General features: G+C 57.3%; 20 protein-coding genes. 7 read left to right on the top strand and 13 right to left on the bottom strand.

The window, feature by feature from the left end:
* Positions 1–116 precede the first annotated feature (116 nt).
* Together IEX44_RS03760 and IEX44_RS03755 are read left to right on the top strand one after the other, a co-directional pair.
* Positions 117–2,480 (top strand): penicillin-binding protein 1A, encoded by a 2,364-nt coding sequence (locus tag IEX44_RS03760; protein WP_188689003.1) that lies wholly within the window; start codon positions 117–119, stop codon positions 2,478–2,480.
* A gap of 332 nt (positions 2,481–2,812) precedes the next feature.
* Positions 2,813–4,423, top strand: coding sequence for a methyl-accepting chemotaxis protein (locus IEX44_RS03755; RefSeq protein WP_188689000.1), 1,611 nt, complete (start codon positions 2,813–2,815; stop codon positions 4,421–4,423).
* Positions 4,424–4,514: 91 nt separating this feature from the next.
* Here the strand turns inward: IEX44_RS03755 and IEX44_RS03750 are convergent, their stop codons facing one another.
* Complete coding sequence (locus IEX44_RS03750; RefSeq protein WP_188688997.1) at positions 4,515–4,820, bottom strand: high-potential iron-sulfur protein; 306 nt, start codon at positions 4,818–4,820, stop codon at positions 4,515–4,517.
* Between the two features lie 47 nt (positions 4,821–4,867).
* Positions 4,868–5,407, bottom strand: a complete 540-nt coding sequence (locus tag IEX44_RS03745) for a methyltransferase family protein (RefSeq protein WP_188688994.1) — start codon at positions 5,405–5,407, stop codon at positions 4,868–4,870.
* Positions 5,408–5,615: 208 nt separating this feature from the next.
* On the opposite strand from IEX44_RS03745, the gene IEX44_RS03740 reads away from it, so the two are divergent.
* The gene (locus tag IEX44_RS03740) at positions 5,616–6,623 is read left to right on the top strand and encodes a transporter (RefSeq protein ID WP_188688991.1); all 1,008 of its coding nucleotides are present in this window, start codon (positions 5,616–5,618) and stop codon (positions 6,621–6,623) included.
* 4 nt (positions 6,624–6,627) lie between these two features.
* Here IEX44_RS03740 and IEX44_RS03735 read toward each other — a convergent pair whose 3' ends face one another.
* The 9 genes from IEX44_RS03735 to IEX44_RS03695 all read right to left on the bottom strand — a co-directional run bounded on the left by IEX44_RS03735 (position 6,628) and on the right by IEX44_RS03695 (position 14,350).
* Complete coding sequence (locus tag IEX44_RS03735; RefSeq protein WP_188688989.1) at positions 6,628–6,978, bottom strand: DUF3147 family protein; 351 nt, start codon at positions 6,976–6,978, stop codon at positions 6,628–6,630.
* A 34-nt stretch (positions 6,979–7,012) separates the two neighbouring features.
* Positions 7,013–7,498 (bottom strand): arsinothricin resistance N-acetyltransferase ArsN1 family B, encoded by a 486-nt coding sequence (locus IEX44_RS03730; RefSeq protein WP_188688984.1) that lies wholly within the window; start codon positions 7,496–7,498, stop codon positions 7,013–7,015.
* A gap of 120 nt (positions 7,499–7,618) precedes the next feature.
* Entirely contained in the window at positions 7,619–7,900 is a 282-nt protein-coding gene (locus IEX44_RS03725) for a hypothetical protein (protein ID WP_188688981.1), read from the bottom strand.
* A 180-nt stretch (positions 7,901–8,080) separates the two neighbouring features.
* Positions 8,081–9,622 carry a DHA2 family efflux MFS transporter permease subunit gene (locus tag IEX44_RS03720; RefSeq protein WP_188688979.1) on the bottom strand — a complete coding sequence of 514 codons (1,542 nt, stop codon included), beginning with the start codon at positions 9,620–9,622 and terminating at the stop codon, positions 8,081–8,083.
* A gap of 15 nt (positions 9,623–9,637) precedes the next feature.
* Entirely contained in the window at positions 9,638–10,825 is a 1,188-nt protein-coding gene (locus tag IEX44_RS03715; RefSeq protein ID WP_188688977.1) for an HlyD family secretion protein, read from the bottom strand.
* Between the two features lie 45 nt (positions 10,826–10,870).
* Entirely contained in the window at positions 10,871–12,358 is a 1,488-nt protein-coding gene (locus IEX44_RS03710) for an efflux transporter outer membrane subunit (protein WP_188688975.1), read from the bottom strand.
* Entirely contained in the window at positions 12,358–12,804 is a 447-nt protein-coding gene (locus IEX44_RS03705) for a MarR family winged helix-turn-helix transcriptional regulator (protein WP_188688972.1), read from the bottom strand. The genes IEX44_RS03710 and IEX44_RS03705 overlap by 1 nt, the downstream gene beginning before the upstream one ends.
* A 146-nt stretch (positions 12,805–12,950) precedes the next feature.
* Positions 12,951–13,433, bottom strand: coding sequence for a hypothetical protein (locus IEX44_RS21360; protein WP_229678727.1), 483 nt, complete (start codon positions 13,431–13,433; stop codon positions 12,951–12,953).
* A gap of 8 nt (positions 13,434–13,441) precedes the next feature.
* A complete protein-coding gene (locus IEX44_RS03695; protein WP_188688965.1) occupies positions 13,442–14,350 on the bottom strand; it encodes a recombination-associated protein RdgC in 909 nt (302 codons plus the stop codon).
* Between the two features lie 175 nt (positions 14,351–14,525).
* Here IEX44_RS03695 and trxC point away from each other — a divergent pair, with 175 nt between their 5' ends.
* Entirely contained in the window at positions 14,526–14,948 is a 423-nt protein-coding gene (gene trxC, locus IEX44_RS03690; protein WP_188688962.1) for a thioredoxin TrxC, read from the top strand.
* Positions 14,949–15,017: 69 nt separating this feature from the next.
* Here trxC and pbpG read toward each other — a convergent pair whose 3' ends face one another.
* A complete protein-coding gene (gene pbpG / locus IEX44_RS03685; protein ID WP_188688959.1) occupies positions 15,018–16,049 on the bottom strand; it encodes a D-alanyl-D-alanine endopeptidase in 1,032 nt (343 codons plus the stop codon).
* A 250-nt stretch (positions 16,050–16,299) separates the two neighbouring features.
* On the opposite strand from pbpG, the gene IEX44_RS03680 reads away from it, so the two are divergent.
* The 3 genes from IEX44_RS03680 to IEX44_RS03670 all read left to right on the top strand — a co-directional run bounded on the left by IEX44_RS03680 (position 16,300) and on the right by IEX44_RS03670 (position 20,384).
* Positions 16,300–18,024 (top strand): PHA/PHB synthase family protein, encoded by a 1,725-nt coding sequence (locus IEX44_RS03680; protein ID WP_229678726.1) that lies wholly within the window; start codon positions 16,300–16,302, stop codon positions 18,022–18,024.
* 201 nt (positions 18,025–18,225) lie between these two features.
* The gene (locus IEX44_RS03675) at positions 18,226–19,404 is read left to right on the top strand and encodes an acetyl-CoA C-acetyltransferase (protein ID WP_188688958.1); all 1,179 of its coding nucleotides are present in this window, start codon (positions 18,226–18,228) and stop codon (positions 19,402–19,404) included.
* A 143-nt stretch (positions 19,405–19,547) separates the two neighbouring features.
* Positions 19,548–20,384, top strand: a complete 837-nt coding sequence (locus IEX44_RS03670; protein ID WP_188688954.1) for a sulfurtransferase — start codon at positions 19,548–19,550, stop codon at positions 20,382–20,384.
* A 92-nt stretch (positions 20,385–20,476) separates the two neighbouring features.
* Here the strand turns inward: IEX44_RS03670 and IEX44_RS03665 are convergent, their stop codons facing one another.
* Positions 20,477–21,514, bottom strand: a complete 1,038-nt coding sequence (locus IEX44_RS03665) for an alginate lyase family protein (protein ID WP_188688951.1) — start codon at positions 21,512–21,514, stop codon at positions 20,477–20,479.
* Positions 21,515–21,581 lie beyond the last annotated feature (67 nt).

Genomic DNA, 21,581 nt, shown 5'->3' with positions numbered 1-21,581 from the left:
GATCTGGCTTGCTGGCGTGCTTGTCACGCTCTGCAGTGAAGGCTGACATTACAACAAGGACCTGACACCGGTATCATCGGAGCCTTTGTAGCTCAAAGGTTTGACCGGATCGCCTCATGAATCCTGCTCAGAACAAGAAAAGCCTGCACCGTGCGCGCGGCAGCATCCTGCTGTTTCTCGTCGGCATTGTTGCCGCGATTGCCGTCCTCATCGCCTTGGGCGTGGCCTACGTGGTCCTGTTAATGGGGCCCAAGCTGCCCGATCTGGATGCGCTGACCAATTTCCAGCCCAAGGTGCCATTGCGCGTCTACACCGAAGACAAGGTCTTGATTGGCGAGTTTGGCGAAGAGCGTCGTAGCCTGGTCAAATTCCAGGATATCCCGGATGTCATGAAGAAAGCGGTACTCGCCATTGAGGATTACCGCTTCTATGAACATGGCGGGGTCGACTTTGTCGGTATCGCCCGTGCTGGTGTCGCAGACTTGATGCACGGCGGTGCCGCCCAGGGTGCCAGTACCATCACCATGCAGGTGGCGCGAAACTTTTTCCTGACCCGCGACAAGACGTATTCCCGCAAGGTTTACGAGATGTTGCTGGCGTACAAGATTGAAGCTGCGTTGACCAAAGACCAGATTCTAGAGTTGTACATGAACCAGATTTTTCTGGGTCAGCGCGCGTATGGTTTTGCCAGCGCAGAGCGGGTGTACTTCGGCAAGGATCTGAAAGACATCACGTTGCCGGAAGCGGCCATGCTGGCCGGGCTGCCCAAAGCGCCCTCCGCCTACAATCCGGTGGTGAACTTCAAGCGCGCAAAGATCCGTCAGGAATACATCCTCAAGCGCATGCTTGATCTCAAGTACATCACCCAGGAACAGTACGACGAGGCGGTGAAAACACCGCTGCATGTAGTGGAAGCGTCCAGCGGCCAGTTTGCCGTGCATGGCGAATACATTGCGGAAATGGTGCGTCAGTCCCTGTACGGCCAGTACAAGGAAGATGCCTATACCAAGGGCTTCAGTGTCTACACCACAGTGAACTCGGTTGATCAAACCGCCGCTTACAAGGCTGTGCGCGCCGGGGTGATGGATTACGACCGTCGCCACGGTTACCGTGGTCCGGAAGGCAGCATGGAGTTGCCGGTTGACCCGGATGCCCAGCAAGACGCCATTGACGACGCGCTGAATCAGCACCCGGATAACGATGACCTGGTAGCGGCCGTGGTGACTGCCGCCAGTGCCAAATCCGTGACCGCTATTCCTTCCAGCGGTGAAGCCGTGACGATCACGGGTGATGGTCTGAAATTTGCGGCTAACGCGCTCAAGCCAAATGCCAAAAACGGCATTCGTCCGGGTTCGATCATTCGCATCAGCAAAGACGCCAAAGACAACTGGCAGGTTAGCCAGTTGCCACAAGTGGAAGGCGCACTGGTGGCTATTAGCCCGGATAACGGGGCAATCAAGGCGCTGGTCGGCGGTTTTGAAGCCGATGGCAGCAAGTTCAACCACGTGACTCAAGCGTGGCGCCAGCCAGGTTCTACCTTCAAACCGTTTATCTATTCTGCCGCGATTGAAAAGGGCGTTGGCCCGGCGACGCTGGTGAACGATGCGGCCTTCACACTGCCGCCCGCCACACCAGATCAGCAACCTTGGTCGCCCAAGGATGATGATGATCCGGAAGGTCCGATCACGCTGCGTCGTGGTCTGCAGAAGTCCAAAAACCTGGTGGCAGTGCGTACGCTTAATTTCATCGGGACTGGTTACGCCCAGCAGTACATCACCCGCTTTGGTTTTGATGCGGCCAAAAACCCGGCTTACCTGCCGATGGCCCTGGGTGCCGGTGCGGTTACGCCCATTCAACTGGTCAATGGCTATGCGGTGTTCGCCAATGGCGGTTACCGCGTGAACCCCTGGCTGATCGCCGAGGTTCACGATGCACGCGGTGGCTTGCTGTCACGCTTCAAGCCCATTACGGCGGGCAAGGATGCACCGCGCGTGATTGACCCACGCAATGCCTACATCATCAACAGCATGTTGCAGACCGTCGCACAGCGCGGTACCGGCGCGGGCAGTAATGCCTTGGGCCGGACTGACCTTGCCGGTAAAACCGGTACCACCAACGACGCCATGGATGGCTGGTTTGCGGGCTATCAGCGCAATCTCGTGGCGGTGACCTGGCTGGGCTACGATCAGCCCAAAACCCTGGGGAGCCGCGAGTTTGGCGCGCAACTGGCGTTGCCGCTGTGGGTGTCTTTCATGGGCAAGGCTTTGCAGGGCGTCCCGCAATATCAGATTCCCATGCCCGATGGCGTAGTCAATATCGAAGGTGAGCTGTACTACGACAACATGACCCCAGGGAACGGCTTTGTCGCCGGTATTGACCTGGGCGCGGGCGACGGTCAACCTGATGAAGAAGATGCCAGTTCTCCTAATGCCGATGACAATGCGGATCGGCAAAAAGTAATCGACCTCTTCAAGAATTGATATTGCGATAATTGCCGATTCGAACTAAATAACGCGAAGTTATTTCCGTCATTGAAAGAATGGCAATTGAAAAAAAGGCACAGAAAGCATTAAAGCTTTCATGTGCCTTTTTCTTTTTAAGGATGAGTTACCGTTCATCGGATCAATGAACGGTCGCATTGAGACGCAAGCCCTTGCTAATGATGTGAATACGGTCTTTAAAGACAATACAAGAAAAGTCTTTCCGCACCAGTGGGCTTACCAGTGCCTCACTATGATGTTTGAATATATGGGAGTGCGAGCATTTCGAAGACTCGCGTTCGATTCAATAATAATCAGGGTCCATGCGCATCATGTCTATCGGAAAACGACTTCTGCTTTTAATCGGCCTGTTTATCACCGGGCTGCTGTTTATTCTTCTAACGGGTATCTGGCAACTGGACCGGATGCATGACCGGGTTGTGGAACTCAACAGCGACATCATTCCCAGCATTAACGATATTCGTAACGCATCTGAGAATTACCAACGGATGCGGGTCTCGGTATTTCGGCATCTGGTTGTCAAAACCCCCGAAGAGAAGGCCAAGCTGGAGCAGAAAATCTCCGACCAGTCGCAACAGGTTCATGATGGCCTGAATAAATACAGCACGCTGATTTCTGATGATCAGGATAAATCGCTGCTGGATGCAGATAGCGCTGCCTACGCCAATTACGAAGCAATACAGAACAAAATGCTGGCCTTGTCCAAGGCGGGCAACGAGGCAGATGCCATCGCCTTGATGATGTCTTCGTATGGCGACCAGCTTAAGGTTTCCGACGCTTTTACCGCCCACGCCAAATACAACAGCCAGTTGGGCGACCGTTCCAGCCTGTTGGCTGAAACCACGTTCCATTCTGCGCTCTACATGCTGATTGGCTTGAGCATTGTGGTATTGCTGGGCGCCATTATTTTGTCGGTCCTGATTTACCGCTCTGTCACCAAACCGCTTAGCGCCATGCGTAACGGGATTGAAGCGGTGGAAAGCCGACTGGACTTCCGTACCCGTGTGGACGGCAGCGGTCGTGATGAAGTGGGCGTGACCATTCGTGCCTTTAACAAACTGCAGGACAAGGTTCAAGGCAGCCTGACGCAACTGAGAAGTGCCACCAACAGCGTGGCCAGTTCTGCCAGCCAGCTGTCCGATGCCAGTGAGCAAGTGGCCAGGGCTGCTGCGTCGCAAAGCGAAGCGACTGCCAGCATGGCGGCGTCGATCGAAGAAATGACCGTAAGCATCAACCACGTGTCTGACCGCGCGATGGAAGCACAGAATCTGTCCTCTGAATCCGGCAAGCTGGTCACGCAGGGCCGCGACATCATTGGCCGCACTGCTGATGAAATCAACCGCATTGCTGAAGGCGTGGGTGTGGCGGCTGACCGTTTGACCCAACTGGAGCAACAGACCCAGCAAATTTCTTCCGTCGTGCGGGTGATCCGCGACGTGGCAGAGCAAACCAACTTGCTGGCATTGAACGCGGCCATTGAAGCGGCCCGCGCCGGTGAAACCGGCCGTGGGTTTGCGGTGGTGGCCGATGAAGTGCGCAAACTGGCCGAGCGTACCGCGCAATCGACCGCTGAAATCAGCCAGATCATCAGTGCCGTGGGCGAAAGTGCGCAGCGTACAGTGACCGGCATGAACGAAGCCGTTCAACTGGTTCATTCGGGCGTGGAACAAGCCGGTCAGGCCCGCTCAGTCATCGAACAGATTGGCGAGCACGCTGGCCGCACTGTTGAAATGGTGCACGATATTTCTGGCGCGCTGCGCGAGCAATCGCAGGCCAGTTCCAACATTGCGCAGCAGGTAGAACGGATTGCGCAGATGACGGACGAGAACAGCGCCATTGCCGGCAACACCAGTGAAGCCGCACGTAATCTGGGCCGTCTGGCACAGGATATGGAACGCGAAACTGCGCAATACAAGCTTTGATGTAGAGCTGGCCGGAGGTTTAGCCAGCCTGAAAAAAAAGCAGCCTGCGGGCTGCTTTTTTGTTGGTCCTGCACCCATCAACCGGATCCACTTACGGCACGTACTGATTGCACCAACCCGCCGCACGGACCATTTTGCCCTTGAACAAGCTACAGGCGCCCAGATCGCCACCGTCAGGCGCGTTGAAGAGCTCACAGGTGTCACAACGCTGGCCGGTCGCCCACGTCGGGTTTCTGGTTTTGTCGACCTTGCTGGCATCCGCCGCATAAGCCAGTTTCATGGCATCCGGGTCTGACTCAGCCAATTCCGGATCCGCGGCCAGTACGTGGCGCGCCAAAGCCAGCGTTATCCCGGCTGCAGGCAAGGTTTTGAAGAGGAAAGTGCGGCGACTGGTCATGCGGTACTCCTGAGGCAGAAGAGGGCGAAGCTGCGCAGGCGCCCGGTCTACCAGATACCAGGCACCATGCGCGCCGTGTGATTGCTGTAATCGGTCCAGCGAGTACCAAAACGCGCTTGCAGCGTGTTTTCTTCCTGGCGGGCTTTCCAGACAAACGCGGCCAGCACCGGAATGGTTGTCCAGAGGGCTTGCCAGCCATGTGCCAGTGCGGTGCCACAGAATGCCAGTACAAAGAAACTGCACAAGGGATGGCGTACGCGACGGTAGATGCCGCAAGTGGCCAGCGGGCCGGGGTCCAGTTGCCCGCTGCGATCAGTAAACGCCGCGCCCAGGACGCGTCGGGATTGCACCATCCCGGCCAGGCCGCCAACCAATAGCAGCAAAGACAGAATTTGCTCCCAGGCGTATTCACTAGGGTCGTACTGATTCAGCAACACAAAGCCAACAAAAATCAGCAATACCTGCAACAACCGGGATAACGGCGGTTGCAAAGGCTGCGCCTGGTGAATGCCACCAGCAATGAACGTCCACCACACAGCCCAGAACAGCCAGCCCAGTCCATGCCAGGCCAATATATGTTCAACCATTACTCCTCCGTCCACCTGAGCGCTTTGCACGCTCGTTTTGCTGTGTTTGTAGATATGGATGCAAAAGGTGCCGGGCACAAATTATGTACTTGCATCAGGCCAACGGCAATGCTTTGTCGGCGGTAAAGAAACTGCAACAAAGACGTCATAAAGGCAGGTTAGCGTAGCCGGTCAGATCAACAATTCATAAAACACAGGTAAAAGACCGATGGAGCTGAATGCGCTGGGTAGTTACGGAGCAGATTCGTCAGGGATGGTATGCGGGTTTCTGTTCGGGCCCGAGGGTGCCAAGGCCGTGACTGCAGAGGAAGCGCGTGACTGGCTGGCGTTGCCGGGCCATCAGCCAGGCTTTATCTGGCTGCATTTCAATCTGGCCATGGCGGCGACGGAACGCTGGTTGAATACGTTGCCATTACCGGAGTCATTCAAACATACGCTGCATACTTCGTCGCGTTCTTCGCGGGTAGAACTGGAAGGTGAAGCGCTACAAGCCGTGCTGAATGACGTGTTGTTTGATTTCTCGTTTGATGCCGCGGAAATCTCTACGCTGTGGCTATGCCTGGATTGCCGCATGGTGATCAGCGCGCGCAGCCGGCCGCTGCGTTCTATTGACCGTTTGCGAGAGTCTGTACGCACCGGCGCACGCCTGCGTTCACCGGTTGAGTTGCTGGTGCGTTTGTTGAGTCTGCAGGCTGGCGTGCTGGCACAAATCGTGCGCGACTCAGCCGAAGAGGTGGATCGGATCGAAGACCGTTTGCTGGCAGACCGGCTGGAACGCCGGCGGGTGAACCTGGGCAGCCTGCGCCGCGTGCTCGTGCGTTTGCAGCGGTTGCTGGCGCCAGAGCCTGCCGCGCTGTTCCGGCTGTTAAACCGGCCGCCGGAGTGGATCGCTCAGGAAGACATCGACGACTTGCGCGAATCAACTGAAGAATTCAGCGCCGTGCTGTCTGATCTGACGGCGCTGCATGAGCGCATCAAGCTGCTGCAGGAAGAAATTGCCGCCCACATGAACGAGCAGGACAACCGCAGCCTGTTCATGTTGACCATCGTGACCGTACTGGCTTTGCCATTCAATATTGTGGCGGGTTTGCTGGGGATGAACGTGGGGGGAATTCCGTTGGCGCAGCATGCGCATGGCTTCTGGATCATCGTGACCGTTGTGGCCGGGCTGACCAGTGCAGCGGGGTGGTGGGCATGGCGCAAATGGCGTGGTTGATGCGTTAGAACAATTGCACGCCAAAGCGCCGCACCGCTAGCCCGAACAAGCCAAAACTGGCCATGGTCAAGACCACGCTGGTGCCGATCGCTGGCCAGAAGCCCCAGCGATCCATGGTCCATGGAAACACCAGAAACATGGGCAAGGTCGGGATGACATACCAGAACGTGTACCAGGCATGATTGCTGATTTTTTGCGCGCTTTGGTGCTCAAAATACAGCCAGAACAAAGTGAGCAACGTGACCAGCGGCAGCGAGGCAACCAGCGCACCCAAACGATCACTGCGTTTGGCGAACTCTGACACCAGGACGACTACACCCGCCGTGCACAGGTATTTGATGATGAGGTAAACCATGCGTTTCCCCTCTGATTAACGCATGCTCTGCGCGTTAAAGCAGGACTTCCCAAAAACCGGCATCCAGCCACTGATCAAATTTGCGGCCAACTTCGCTGAAATGCGCCACTTTCCGAAAGCCGCAACGCTCATGAAACGCCACACTGGCCGGATTAGGCAGGGCAATGCAGCCGACCACCGCGTGGAATTGCCGCGCACGTAGTTCATCAATCAGTGCGGTATACAACGGTTTGCCTATCCCGCCACGCAGCGTGTCGGCACGCAGGTAGATGGTGCTTTCTACCGTGTGTTTATACGCCGGGCGCCCGCGCCAGACTGTGGCATAGGCGTAACCCACAACACCATCTGGTGTCTCTACGACCAACCACGGGTACTTGCTGCCAATATCTTCAATACGCTTGATCATTTCATCTGCAGTCACCGGGTTTTGTTCAAAACTGATTGCCGTGTTGATGACGTAATGGTTGTAGATCTCACAGATGGCCTGGGCGTCACTGGCCTGGACGGGGCGGATTTGCATGATGGGCGCGGCGAAATGAGGGCAGGAATGTCCACTTTACCTGAGCGCTGACAGGAAAACGGCTTGGGTGTTTCCGCAGGCGCGCGCCGCTCGTGGCCGCAGCGCGCCGTTGAACGCGGTTCAGATGGCTGCTTTTTCTTCAGACACTTCAAACTCCAGCCCACCTTGCCAGCGGGCAACCATGTTGTAGAGCCAGGCGCTGAACAGGGTAAACAGGAAGCCAATGATGGTGTACATGACAGGTACCAGAATCAGCCAGCCCAGACCGGGTTTGTTGGGTGCGGGCACCGCGCTGAACTGGATCAACATCAACAACATCATCGGAATGCTGATGACCAGATAAAAGATAGCCGCCATCTTGGCAGCTCTCAGAACGGACACACGCTTGATGGTGAGTTTCATGCGGTTCTCTGTGGTGGCGCAAAGCGCACGGTTTTGGTTATCAGGATCAGACACAGCAGGAATGTATCTTTCCTGAATGAAACGCGCATCTTTTATGGCAAGAAAGCAACATGTTGGTAAACCTGAAAACAAAGGCCCCGTGAAGGGGCCTTTGTTTTTGGTGCATGATAGCGGGTCAGATCAGTGACCACCCGCCGCTGCGGCACTGGCGCCGCCACCTTTGGGGGCGAAGGGTGGCTTGGCAAAGAACACCACCACAATCAGCGTCAGGAACAACCAGCCCAGCATGTTGAAGTAGTCGATGGTCGACATCATCAACGCTTGCGACTGTACCAGTTGATCCATCACCGCCGCTGCTCGCGGCAAGCTGCCGTGGCCCAACTGGGTAATGGCTTGCTGCGTGGCCGGGTCATACACAGAGATATGCTCAGCCAGGCGCGCATGGTGTTCGATTGCACGATGCTGCCAGATCCAGGTGGTGAGCGATGCCGCAAAGCTGCCGCCCAGCGTACGCAAGAAGGTTGCCAGACCTGAGCCCGCGGAGATCTCATGCGGTTGCAGGTCAGACAGCACAATCGATAGCACCGGCATAAAGTAGAACGCCACGCCCAGACCCATCAGCAACTGCACCAGTGCGACGGAAGCAAAGTCCACGTCAATGGTGAAGGCGGCCCGCATGAACGAGGTGCCTGCCAGCACGATAAACGAGATCGTCGCCAGCACACGCAAGTCAAACCGCGGCGCGTACTTGCCCACAAACGGCGTCAGCACAACGGGGAGCACGCCAATCGGTGCGGTAGCCAGACCCGCCCACACCGAGGTGTAGTGCAACTGCGTTTGCAGCCACAGCGGTAACAACAAGCTCATGCCGAAGAAGCCGGCGTAACCCAGTGTGAGCGTGACCGTACCGGCCGCAAAGTTGCGGTGACGGAACAAGCGCAGGTTCACGATCGGGTCTTTGTCGGTCATTTCCCAGATCAGGAAAACGGTCAGCGCCACGGCAGCGATAATGGCCAGCGTGACAATGAACGAGGATTGAAACCAATCCAGATCATTGCCCTTATCCAGCAGCACTTGCAATGCACCGACACCAATCACCAGCGTGATCAGGCCAACGTAATCCATCTTGGGTTTTTCGAGTTTCTCCGGCCGACCCTTCATCTGGTTGGCGACGACCCACGATGCAAATATCCCGATAGGCACGTTGATAAAGAAAATCCACGGCCAGGAATAGTTGTCGGTGATCCAGCCCCCCAGGATCGGGCCCGCGATCGGGGCCACCACGGTGATCATTGCTAATAGCGCCAGCGCCTGCCCCCGTTTATTGGCGGGGTAGATCGAGATCAACAGCGACTGGGTGATCGGGTACATCGGGCCGGCGACAGCACCTTGCAGCGCACGGAAACCCACCAGCATGCCCATACTTTGCGCAACGCCGCACAGCAAAGAGGCCAGTGAGAACAGCAGCGTGGCCAGCACAAACAGACGGGTTTCGCCGTAACGGCGCACCAGAAAACCCGTGAGCGGCAGCGCGATGGCATTGCTGACCGCAAACGAAGTAATCACCCATGCGCTCTGGTCTGAGCTCACGCCCAGGTTACCGGCAATGGTGGGCAGCGAGACGTTGGCAATGGTGGTGTCCAGCACCTGCATAAAGGTAGCCAGACACAAACCAATGGTCGCCAGCGTCAGATTGGGCGGGCGGAACGAAGGATGATTCATCCTCGCGACCCCGGCTTACTTCTTGCCCTGGCCGGAAGCCAGATTGGCATGGATGATGTCCTTGATCAGCTGGTCGGCTGCAGACAACTGCTGCTTGTACACATCCGTGGTGAACAACGGATGCGTGACCGGCGTATCGGACAAAGACGGGCCGGACTGATCATGCAGGCTGACATCCACGCTCATCGACAGACCAATACGCAGCGGGTTTTTCTTCACTTCGTCCTGATCCAGCGTGATACGGACCGGTACGCGCTGCACGATCTTGATCCAGTTGCCGGTGGCGTTCTGGGCCGGGATCAGGCTGAACGCGCTACCCGTGCCTACACCCAGACTGTCGATCTTGCCTTTGTATTCCACGCTGCCGCCATAGAGGTCAGCCTTGAGCGTTACCGGCTGGCCGATGCGCATGTGGCGCAGTTGGGTCTCTTTGAAGTTAGCTTCAACCCAGGCCTGATCAAGCGGCACTACGGCCATCAGCGGTGTGCCGGGCTGAATGCGTTGACCCACTTGCACGGCGCGTTGCGCTACATAGCCAGAGACTGGCGCGACCATGGTGGTGCGCACGTCATCCAGATAAGCCGCGCGCAGTTTGGCTGCAGCAGCTTCGACATCCGGGTGCGAGGCGACAACGGTGTCTTCCACCAGCACCTTGCTGGTGGTCAACTGACCTTGTGACGATGCGACGGTGCTTTGCGCAGCGGCCAGGGCATCGCGGGCATGGGCCAGTTCTTCGGCCGAGATCGCACCGGTCTTCACCAGTTGCTGGCGACGGTCATAGTCGGCTTTGGCTTTGTCCAGCGCAGTTTGTTGGGCAGCCAGCTCGGCTTGCAAGCTATTCACGTTGCTGAACAGGCCACGCACCTTGCGTACGGTGCTGGCCAGGTTGGCCTTGGCTTGTTGCAGGCCCACATGGGCATCGCTCGGGTCCAGTTCAACCAGGGTCTGGCCAGCTTTGACCAGAGAGCCATTTTCGGCGCCGATACTGACCACGGTACCGGCGATCTGCGGGGTAATCTGCACGACGTTGCCTTGCACGTAGGCATCATCGGTGTCTTCATTCCAGCGGCCGACCATGAAGTACCACACAGCCCAGGCCAGCATGGCCAGGATGAACACGGCAAGGGCCAGCCGCAACAAGAACTTGCGACGGGAAGGGCGCTCTGCGCTGGTCGCGGCAGGGGCGTTGTTTTCGGTGCTCATGCTTGTCTTTCCCTATTATCTCGGTGATTTGTTCAACGCTGGCGCTTATTGCGCGCTGGCGGGTACGGAAGCAGTCGCAATTGCCGGGGCGTCATCGTCCGGACGGTAACCACCGCCCAGGGCCTGTACCAGCAAGATGGATGCATCCAGTTGTTGTGCATTGAGCGACGCCAGACGCATCTGCGCGCTCAGCAATTGTTGCTGCACCGTCAGCACTTCCAGGTAGTTACCAAGGCCGCCCTTGTAACGCTGGGTGGCAAGGTCATAGGCCGCTTGAACGGTCTGTATCGCACTTTGCTGCTCGGTGACTTGTTTATCGAGCGATTGCATGGCGCTGACTTCGGCCGCCACTTCATGCATGGCGTTCACCAGTGACTGGTTGTACTGCGCCACCGCCAGATCGTACTGCGCATCTTTGGCGGACAAATTGGCACGCAGACGGCCACCATCAAAGATAGGCAAGGTCAGCGCCGGTGCCAGTTGGGCGTAGCGGCTATCCCACTTGGGCAAGTCACCAAAGGAGAGAGAGGCCAGACCAATTGCGGCGGTCAGGTTGAAATCCGGGTAGAACTTGGTCTGCGCCGTCTTGACGTCTTTGCTGGCGCTTTCTACACGCCAGCGCGCTGCGACGATGTCTGCGCGGCGGCCGACCAGATCTGCCGGCAATACGCTCGGCAACGCCAGTACACCCGGGTGCAACGGCTGCGGGCGGGCCAGTTGCTGACCACGGTCCGGGCCTTGACCCAGCAAAGCGGCAAGCTGCAGTTTGTTGTCGTCAATCTGCTGTTGTGCGGCTTCGACTTGCTGCCGTGCGCCGGGCAGGGCGGCCTGGGCTTGCTTGAGCTGCACCTGACTATCAATCCCGGCACTCACGCGTTGTTGCACCAGATCAAGCTGGTTCTGTGCGCGCTTCAGATCTGCCTTGGCGATGTCTTGCATCTGCCAGGCATAACCCAGTTGCGAATACGTGCGGGCCAGGTTGGTCGATAGCGTAATGCGCGCTTGCTGCGCATCAATCAGTGTCGCGCGGCTTTGGCCGACGGCGGCTTCCCATGCGGCACGCTGACCACCCCACAGATCGAAGTCGTAGCTGAACTTGAGGGAAACCATCTTCAGTGCAGCGTAACTGTCGCCATACGGCGGTGGCAGGACGGTGCCCGGAATACGGATGCCCGAGTACGCGGCAGCTGCGTCCAGACGCGGCATGCGGGCGGCATCGGCAGCACCCGCCTGAGCCAGCGCCAGACGCGTGCGTGCGTCAGCGGCTTCCAGATTCGGGTTGTTTTTCAGTGCTTCGTCCATCAGCGCAGACAACTGGGTATCACCCAGCGTGCTCCACCAACGTTGATCCGGCCACGTGTTGCTGACTTTGGCCGCAGCAAGCGACTGCTGACCAGACAAACTGTTGGCATCAAGCAGTTTGCCTTGTGGGCTCAATCCATCCTGATTGGCGCAACCGGCCAACAGCGCGACCGTGATCGCACTCAAGACCAGCGGGTGCGACAATACTTGCCGTCGCAAGGTTTTTTTCATCACTGCGCTTTCTCCAGGCTATTCCTGACGCGTTTGAGGAGAGAAATCAACGTTTCTTGTTCATCTGCAGAGAGGTCGACAAGTGCTTGTTCCATGGAGTCGTCACCACAACCACGCATGGTGGTCCACAGCGCCAGGCCCGCTTCTGTGAGCGTGATCTGCAAGGCGCGACGATCTTCCTGATGGGGTTGGCGGCGCAGGTAGCCTTTCTCTTCCAGCTTGTCCAGCAAGCGGGTCATGGCACCCGCATCATGGTCAATGGCCCGGGCCAGTTCAGTTGCCGTCTGCGCGCCGTGGTAGGCCAGACGCTTGAGCACCAGATACTGGCTCAGGTTCAGTTCCAGGCCGCTGGAAGCCAGCTTGCGTTCAAACAGATGAAACAGACCGTCACGAACCTGGCGGACCAGAACCCCGAGATTTTCTTCGGGCGCTTGGATGGAAGACATTGGCTAACCTTGTTGATGATTGAAGTCGGTGGCCGATGGTAGGTTTCTTCCGTGATAATTGTCAAAGCAATGGTATGAAAGCAAATAGTCGATGCCGGCCAGTGTTTTTACTGTAATTACCTGATTTTGATTGGTATTTTTGACGTCTAGCCGACTGGTCGGTCTGATTGTTCTTTGTGATGGACAAACAATTCATTCCGCATAACAGCTTGCACCTGAGCCGAAGTCATCGATTGCACTTGTGAGGCGAGGCTTTCCGCGATGGTTCGGGCATGATCTTGTCGTGGCTCCGGCGGGCTGGGTTGCCCCATGGGGTTGGTGCGGGTCGATTGAAGGCTCGCCCCACCTTCGGTGATTGTCCAGCCGTTATCCGGCGACTGGATGATGCGCCAGGCTGGCTGGCCGATCGGCCGAAACGGGGTTGACCCTGCGCTGTGGCTGGATGTGATTGCGGGCATCTGCGGATTGTCAGTGCTGTGGCTGCAATGATGCATGCGCGACAGGGTGCAAAGGGCGGTTTGCTGGTGGTCTATTGGCTGATGGTCGCCAAGCCGTTCTAAGTGTTTGACCTGCGTTAGATAAAACAACGGCCAGCGGGTAACCGGCTGGCCGTTGTGTTGAATCTGCACGTTGCAGATCAGGCAGGCTGCTCGCCGCCCAGTGCTTCCAGCAAATCCGGCACCAGCGCGCGGGTTTCGCCCACGAACAGCGCCAGGCCAGAGTCAAACAAGGCCGCTTTGTCAGCGGCATCGGCATTTTTGAAGTCGTCTTGCAGTGCCTCAAGCATGGTCACGCGCTTCAGTTCTGTCTTGTCGGTCAGTTGCAGTGCAATGCGGTCGTTCCAGGACAGTGCCATCTTGGTGACCAGTTTGCCAGAGGACAAATGCTGGGCAATTTCTTCGCCCATCAACGGCTGTTTGACCAGGCGGGCAATCGGGCCATCTTCGCCTGGTGCTCGCAGCTCTACATCCTGGCCAAGGTCAAACAAACCGGCGTCCGCTGATTCCAGCCAGACCGTCATGGCGGTTTGCGGTGTGGTGTTGGTCTGAATCAGGCGGGTGGGCAAGCTGCCCAAGGCTTCGCGCAACAGCGACAGCATGACTTCTGCCTTGGCTGCGCTAGCGCTTTCGACCAGCACCAGGTGATTGGCCAGATCAATCAGCGCGCGTTGCGTGCGCGAACGGGTGAACGCGCGCGGTAACAGTTCTTCAGTAATACGCTCGCGCAGTTCCTTGATTTCACGCTTGCCCACCTTGCGGTTTTCACGTGCTTCGATTTCCTGCACACGTGAATCGGCGGTCTGCTTGATGACCGAACCGGGCAGCAGCTTTTCTTCGGTCTTAAGCATGACCAACACCGTATCCTGGAACGGGTAGGCCATCATTTCCGGCATGTGCGCGGCAGGGGCAATCCAGCCCTGCGTCATCAGGTCCTGGCTGCCGCAGCTAAAGAAGGGGCGCTTGGCCAGGAGATCATTGATGCTGTCAGCAGACAGGGCGTGATCGGAAGAAAGACGGTAAATCTGGATATTGCGAAACCAGAGCATGGTGCGGCGCTCGTTTAACTGAATGGGTTCGCGATTGTACCGGCACACCTGCCTGGCGCAAACCACCAAATGTGGCCAGGCGCATGATCAGACACAATGCCTGGCGCGTAGCTTGAGATTCGCGAAGCCAGGCACCAATATGCTGGCAGGAGTTTTGATAAAAACGGAAACGACCATGCAGATTGCTTGCCCCCATTGCCATACCCAAAACCGTATCGACGATGAACGCATTGCCGATAATCCCACCTGCGGCGCCTGTCACAAGCCCGTGTTTGCGGGTGCGCCGGTTGCCGTCACTGCTGAACAATTTGCGGTGCTCAATAAACAGCTCAAGCATCCGCTGGTGGTGGACTGCTGGGCTACCTGGTGTGGGCCGTGTCAGGCATTTGCACCGGCATTTGCTTCGGCGGCAGAACACTTTGCCGGCAAGGCAACCTTCGTCAAGGTCGATACGGATCAAGAGCAAGCACTGGCTAACAGCTTGCGCATTCGCAGCATTCCTACGCTGCTGGTATTTGAACGCGGCCAGGAGCAGGTGCGGCAGAGCGGGGCAATGTCGTCCGGCCAGTTCAAAGCATGGTTGTCTGATTTCTTCTGATGCAGGCGCGCGACAACAAAAAAGCCCGGTAAAAACCGGGCTTTTTTGTTGGTTTGACTCTGTACCCGATCAGCTACGGGCCAGCGCCACCGGGCTGGTTTCCAGCCATTTCTTCACACGATTGGCATCCCCAATGCGGGTGTATTTGCCGGTGGAATCCATCAGCACCATGACCACCGGCGTACCACTGATCGTGGCTTCCATCACCAGACAATGGCCGGCTTCATTGGTAAAACCGGTCTTGGTCAGGCCGATATCCCATTGTTCTTCCTTCACCAACGGATTGGTGTTGTGGAAGGCCATGGTGCGGCCATTGAGGTTGGAGGTGAATTCGTATTGCGACGACGTTGTGAATTCGTGGATCTCCGGATACTTGCGCGCAGCACGCACCATCAGCACCAGATCACGGGCGCTGGAGATGTTTTGCGGCGTCAGGCCGGTCGAGTCATAAAAATGACTGTGGCTCATACCCAGTTCTGTGGCTTTTTCGTTCATCTTGCGGATGAACAAGTCATGACCACCCGGATAAGTGCGGGCCAGCGCCGCAGCGGCGCGGTTTTCCGACGACATCAAGGCCAGCAGCATGACTTCGGCACGGGTCAGGCGAGTGCCAACGCGCAGACGCGACGAGCTATTCTTGAGCGTATCAACGTCTTCATCACTGATCGTGATGTATTCGTTCATCGGCAAGTGAGCATCCAGCGTGACCATGGCGGTCATCAGCTTGGTGATCGAAGCAATCGGCGCAACTTCGTCCGGGTTCTTCTGGTAGATCACTTCACCGCTGTTTTCATTCAGGATCAGCACGGATGCTGATTGCAGACCGGGGTTGTCAGCCGTAAAACCAGACAACGCAACGGCGCGCGTAACATGGACGCTGCGCTGGGCATTGGCGATGGCGGTACGTTTAACCCGACCTTTCTCGTAAACGGTCGTAGTACGTGCAGCAGTTTTTGTAGACGCCTTCGGTGTGGCTGTCTTCTTGCTTGCAGACTGGGTAGTGTGTTTGTGTTTATGCGACGTGGCGGCGCTGGCGACTGGGGCAATCGACAGGGAAGCGGCAGTCAGCAACGCGACAAAAAGGGGAAAAGCGGGACGCATCAAGATCTCCAATATGCGGCCAAGTTTATCAGAAACGCTGTAATACTAATTGAGAATTTTGAAAATGTCATGCCAAATCAAGAGGTCGCGAAGTACTTGCGAAGTGCAACTTTAAAAGATTTCACCGACCTTGCAGGTCATGGGGGAATTATGTATGTTGTGGTGCACCATTTGCGATAATTTGCGTATGGTTTTGCGCCACTTCAGGGCAGTTCCAAACCATCAATCCATGACGACGGAGAGATAGATTGTGTCCCAGGCCACGCCATTTGACGGCTTTTTCAAGCAAATGAACGACGCTAGCCAGCAGTGGTGGCAGCAATGGGTCAACGCGGTAGCACCCACCGTGGATGACGCGCTGCCGCATCTGGTTCCCAAGGTGCTGGCAACGGTACCTGCCCACACGGCCGAGTGGCAAGCTCGCCAGGCTGAGTACTATCAGCAACAACTTGATCTCTGGCTGGGTCTGATTGGTGCCCGGGAAGCCGCACCAGCGGTTCAGCCTGACAAGGGCGACCGCCGTTTCAATTCGCCGGAATGGGATGCGCCGCTCTTTTCCTGGATCAAGCAAAACTATCTGCTGACCTCCCGTTATCTGTTGCAGATGGTCGATGCGGCACAAACCGACGACGCCCTGCGCGAAAAAGCCGCGTTTTTCACGCGGCAATATCTTGATGCGGTCAGCCCTGCCAACTTTGCGCTGACCAACCCCGAGGTGATGAAGCTGGCCGCCGAGACCAATGGCGATAGCTTGAAAGAGGGCATGCGCCGGCTGATGGATGACATCAGCAAGGGCACCATCACCATGACGGATGAATCGCAGTTCGAGGTGGGCCGCAATCTGGCGGTCACCGAGGGCGCTGTCGTGTTTGAAAACGACATCCTGCAATTGATCCAGTACACGCCATTGACCGCTCAGGTCAACGAAGTTCCCTTGCTGATCGTGCCGCCGTGCGTCAACAAGTACTACATCATGGATTTGCAGGCGGAAAACTCCATGGTGCGCTGGTGTGTAGAACAAGGAAACACCGTGTTTCTGGTGTCCTGGCGCTCCATCCCGCCTGAGCTGGGTAACCTGCAGTGGGACGATTATGTCGACAGCGGCGTGATCAAGGCTGCTGAGGTCGTACGCAAAATCACCCGGCGCGAACAGATGAACGTGTTGTCGTTCTGCATTGGGGGCGGGCTTGTTGCGACGGCTATTCCTGTTATGCAGTCGCGTAATCTGGACTGGTTCCGGTCCGTTACGCTGATGACGTCCATGCTGGATCATTCTGACCCGGGCGACATCAAGCACTATATTGACTGGAACCTCATCCGCTCACGTGAAGCCCAACTTGATAAGGGCGGCATTGTGTCGGGCAAGGAACTGGCGCGGACTTTCTCTTCGTTACGCGCCAATGATCTGATCTGGAATTACGTGGTCAGCAGCTATCTGAAAGGCAAGACGCCGCCGCCATTTGATCTTTTGTACTGGAACAATGATTCGGCCGATCTGGCATTGCCGATGCACACGTTCTTTTTGCGCAATATGTATCTGGAAAACAACCTGGCCAAACCCGGTTCGTTCTCGTTGTGCGGTGTGCCGATCGACCTGACTACCGTTTCTACGCCGACTTATGTGTTTGCGGCGAGGGAAGATCATATCGTGCCGTGGAAGTCTGCGTGGGGCACGCTGCGTATCTTCAAAGGGCCAACGCGCTTTGTGCTGGGCGCATCGGGCCACATTGCCGGCACCATCAACCATCCGGCGGCCGGCAAGCGCAACTACTGGGTGAATGACAACGCCGCGACGTTGCCAGACACCTGGTTTGATGGCGCAGAAAGCCGCCCCGGTAGCTGGTGGGTGGACTGGAATAACTGGTTACAGCAGTACACGGGCAAGAAAGTAGCCGCCCGTAAAACGCTGGGTGCAGCGGGGTTCAAACCCATCGAACCCGCACCTGGCCGTTATGTAAAAGAGAAGCGCGACTAAATGTCACAGTGAATCCGGTCGGCCTGGCTGCACCGGATTCTTGATGGCGTAAAACACAAGACGCTTTGTTTGTGCCCATCCGGCGGTCCACACCGGGTGATCCAACGTAGCGGAGTTGGTCTTCAATGATGAAACCTGCTCCGGAAACGGCCTGCCGCAAGGTATGGCCAGACTCTTGCAACGCTGGTTTGGAGAAACACAATGAGTGAGATCGTGATTGTTGCTGCCGGGCGTACCGCTATTGGTAGCTTTGGCGGCAGCCTTGCAAAGGTGAGCGCACCGGAACTGGGCGCCATTGTTATCAAGGGTTTGCTGGAACGCAGCGGTCTGCCGGCAGATCAGGTCAGTGAAGTCATCCTGGGTAATGTATTGACCGCTGGCCTGGGCCAGAACCCGGCCCGTCAGGCACTGCGCCGCGCTGGCCTGCCCGATGCCGTGCCGGGCCTGACCATCAATCAGGTGTGTGGTTCGGGCCTGAAGGCCGTGGCGCTGGGTGTGCAAGCCATTCTCTCTGGTGAGAGTGACATTGTGATCGCCGGCGGGCAGGAAAACATGAGTGCTGCTCCGCATCTGCTGCCGGGTAGTCGAGATGGTTTTCGCATGGGTAATGCCCAACTGATTGACAGCATGGTCTACGACGGCCTGACTGATGCGTATCAGCAGTACCACATGGGTATCACTGCCGAGAACATCGCCAAAAAGTACAACATTAGCCGTACTGAACAGGATGAACTGGCGCTGGCCTCACAAACCAAAGCGGCCGCAGCCCAGGCGGCCGGTCGTTTTGCGGATGAAATCATTCCGGTGCATATTCCTCAGCGCAAGGGTGATCCGATGGTGTTCGATCAGGATGAGTTCATCAAATCCAATACCACGATGGAATCGCTCTCCAAGCTGCGTGCGGCTTTCGACAAAGAAGGCACTGTGACGGCCGGTAACGCATCAGGCATCAACGATGGTGCTGCTGGTGTGCTCTTGATGACGCGCGCCAAGGCTGACGAGTTGGGCCTGAAGCCGCTGGCGACCATCCGGGCCGCCGCATCGGCCGGTGTTGACCCGAGCATCATGGGGATGGGCCCGGTGCCGGCTACCCAACGCATACTGGCCCGCACGGGCTGGACCCTGGACAGCATTGATTTGCTGGAAGGCAATGAAGCATTTGCTGCCCAGGCTTTGGGCGTGGCACGTGAACTCAAGTGGGACTGGAATCGCGTGAACGTGAATGGTGGCGCTATTGCGTTGGGTCACCCGATCGGTGCTTCGGGTTGCCGTATCCTGGTCACGCTGTTGCATGAAATGGCGCGTCGCGATGCCAAACGTGGTCTGGCCACCTTGTGTATTGGTGGCGGCATGGGTGTTTCGCTGGCGGTGGAACGCTAAGTCTCAAGCATCAATCCTGGAAAAAGGCGCTGGCAGATCCGGCGCTTTTTTCTTGTCCTGCGCGCGTTTCTTGATGGGCGTATCGCCAGGTCTTGCCCAATGGCACACTACGCGCACACCCACTCTGGCTGGAGTATTACGCGATGTCCCCGTTGATCACCGTGGCCGAACTGGCTACCCGAATGACCGACTCTGACCTTGTGATTGTCGATTGCCGTCACGACCTCGCCAACCCGCAGGCTGGCCGGGCCGCGTACGAACTTGACCATATTCCCGGTGCCATCTTCCTGCATCTGGATGAAGACCTGTCTGGCCCCAAAACGGGCAGCAATGGCCGGCACCCGTTGCCTGACCCGGGCTGGTTTGGCGCCCGGCTGGGCATGGCCGGTATTGGCAATGACAGTCACGTGGTGGCCTATGACGCTTCTGGCGGTATGTATGCGGCGCGTTTGTGGTGGATGCTGGGCTGGCTGGGCCATGACAGGGTGCAGGTGCTGGATGGTGGCTATCCCGCGTGGCAAGGCGCGCGCCAACATGTTTCAGACAATGTGCAGGTTATGGAGCCGAAGAAATTCACACCGCATGTGCGCCCGGAACGTCGGGTCACTGCGGCCGAGGTTGAAGCGGATTTGCGCGAGTCTTCTTTTCAGGTGGTCGATGCACGCAGCCCTGATCGCTTTCGTGGCGTGGGTGAAACCATTGACCCGGTGGGCGGGCATATTCCTGGCGCCATCAACCGGTTCTTTCAGGACAACCTGGCGCCTGGTGGCCGATTCAAGGAACCGCAGCAATTACAGCATGAGTGGCAGGATGTGCTGGGGGCGATTCCGCCAGCGGATGTGGTGCATCAGTGTGGTTCCGGCGTGACAGCCTGTCATAACTTGCTGGCGCTTGCCGCAGCGGGGCAACCGGGGGGGCGCTTGTATGCAGGGTCCTGGAGTGAGTGGTGCGCTGACCCGGCGCGACCCGTCGCAAGGTAGTTTTTCCAGGGTGTAGCGCGGTCATCTGTTCGGCATGCTCGAATGATCAACAAATCCTTCAGCAGAAGGCATTGCTCCACCCGTCCTCCATTTCACTGTCCTGGCACCATCCAGGCCGCTGGCCGGCCCAGACGCGCCGCCAGCGGGGCGTAGCGGTTATCCACCAACGCGGCCAGATTAAACAATTGGGTGGCACTTTGTGGTTCCCACGGGCCAGAGAAGCCCGGCTCGCCAGCAGCGCGGCGTTGGTAGTCGAACTTGACCGTAGAACGTACATATTCGATGTGGGTTTGCTCGCCTTGGGCATAAGGCGTCAGCCAGTCGAGCGCTTTGGCCAGAGTGGCTCCATCGGGCGTGGTGTCCTGATACCAGTTTTGATCGTGGCGTTGTGCGGCCAGTGCGGCCATCAGCAACGGTTGCAGGTCATACACCACGTAGTGCAAGGCATCGCGTTCGTGAAAGTCGAACACAGAGCCATCGGCCTCGAGATTGTTGGCCAGGTGCTTCTGGTACACCTTATGTGCAGCCTGTATCAGGGTGGGGTCGTTGAGCGCAAAAGCGGCCATGGTGGCCAGTTTGATGCGGTGACTCTGCCAGTTGCCATGGTCTTTCTTGAGCTTGCTGTTGGCCTGGGCGATATAGCCGGTGGCGAGTTGGCGCAGAAAGTCTTCCATGTTGACGCGCGTGGCATCTGGCAGGCGCTCTGCCGTCAGGTCGTACGCCATGATCACTGTGTCCAGATTGGTCTCGTCAATCGGGTTGAACGAGGCATGGTAGAGCGGGAACCAGGCATCCAGATAGGCCGCGAGCCCGACCAGATAAACATCATCATTTGATAGCCGCCATGCCAGCGCCAGGTTCAATATCGCCGGCCAGTCGGCCTCTGCGGCGATGCTCTGATCGCGAATACCCTGATGTGGCAACGTGCCCTCGGTGTGTACGCGTGGCATGGGTTGCGGATCACGGTGACGGGCGAGGTCTGCTGCATGCAATACCTGGCGGGCGGTGGGGTTGTCAGCTGATTGCGGCAAACGATTCACAATCAGCGGGGTGAAAATGGCGTAACCACTAGCCAGCGCGGTGATTGGGGCGCTGATGAACAGCAAAGACAACACAAGTGGTTTGAGCACGGCACGATCCGGTATTACAGGGTGGTGAAAGCTAAACGCGGCGCTTGTGCGCCGCGTTTACCGTTCC

Origin of the sequence: Silvimonas amylolytica (genome assembly GCF_014645555.1) — a bacterium.
GTDB lineage: Bacteria > Pseudomonadota > Gammaproteobacteria > Burkholderiales > Chitinibacteraceae > Silvimonas > Silvimonas amylolytica.
The sequence above is the reverse complement of the archived record's forward strand: the minus strand, read 5'-3'. Positions and strand labels throughout refer to the sequence as shown.

Bases quoted from the DNA above. Each gene is read 5' to 3' on its own strand.
- pbpG (WP_188688959.1), bottom strand. From the start codon at position 16,049: ATGCGTCCCGCTTTTCCCCTTTTTGTCGCGTTGCTGACTGCCGCTTCC.
- IEX44_RS03745 (WP_188688994.1), bottom strand. From the start codon at position 5,407: ATGGTTGAACATATATTGGCCTGGCATGGACTGGGCTGGCTGTTCTGG.
- IEX44_RS03735 (WP_188688989.1), bottom strand. From the start codon at position 6,978: ATGGTTTACCTCATCATCAAATACCTGTGCACGGCGGGTGTAGTCGTC.
- IEX44_RS03740 (WP_188688991.1), top strand. From the start codon at position 5,616: ATGGAGCTGAATGCGCTGGGTAGTTACGGAGCAGATTCGTCAGGGATG.
- IEX44_RS03760 (WP_188689003.1), top strand. From the start codon at position 117: ATGAATCCTGCTCAGAACAAGAAAAGCCTGCACCGTGCGCGCGGCAGC.
- IEX44_RS03670 (WP_188688954.1), top strand. From the start codon at position 19,548: ATGTCCCCGTTGATCACCGTGGCCGAACTGGCTACCCGAATGACCGAC.
- trxC (WP_188688962.1), top strand. From the start codon at position 14,526: ATGCAGATTGCTTGCCCCCATTGCCATACCCAAAACCGTATCGACGAT.
- IEX44_RS03725 (WP_188688981.1), bottom strand. From the start codon at position 7,900: ATGAAACTCACCATCAAGCGTGTGTCCGTTCTGAGAGCTGCCAAGATG.
- IEX44_RS03730 (WP_188688984.1), bottom strand. From the start codon at position 7,498: ATGCAAATCCGCCCCGTCCAGGCCAGTGACGCCCAGGCCATCTGTGAG.
- IEX44_RS03750 (WP_188688997.1), bottom strand. From the start codon at position 4,820: ATGACCAGTCGCCGCACTTTCCTCTTCAAAACCTTGCCTGCAGCCGGG.
- IEX44_RS03705 (WP_188688972.1), bottom strand. From the start codon at position 12,804: ATGTCTTCCATCCAAGCGCCCGAAGAAAATCTCGGGGTTCTGGTCCGC.
- IEX44_RS03710 (WP_188688975.1), bottom strand. From the start codon at position 12,358: ATGAAAAAAACCTTGCGACGGCAAGTATTGTCGCACCCGCTGGTCTTG.
- IEX44_RS03675 (WP_188688958.1), top strand. From the start codon at position 18,226: ATGAGTGAGATCGTGATTGTTGCTGCCGGGCGTACCGCTATTGGTAGC.
- IEX44_RS03755 (WP_188689000.1), top strand. From the start codon at position 2,813: ATGTCTATCGGAAAACGACTTCTGCTTTTAATCGGCCTGTTTATCACC.
- IEX44_RS03720 (WP_188688979.1), bottom strand. From the start codon at position 9,622: ATGAATCATCCTTCGTTCCGCCCGCCCAATCTGACGCTGGCGACCATT.
- IEX44_RS03715 (WP_188688977.1), bottom strand. From the start codon at position 10,825: ATGAGCACCGAAAACAACGCCCCTGCCGCGACCAGCGCAGAGCGCCCT.
- IEX44_RS03695 (WP_188688965.1), bottom strand. From the start codon at position 14,350: ATGCTCTGGTTTCGCAATATCCAGATTTACCGTCTTTCTTCCGATCAC.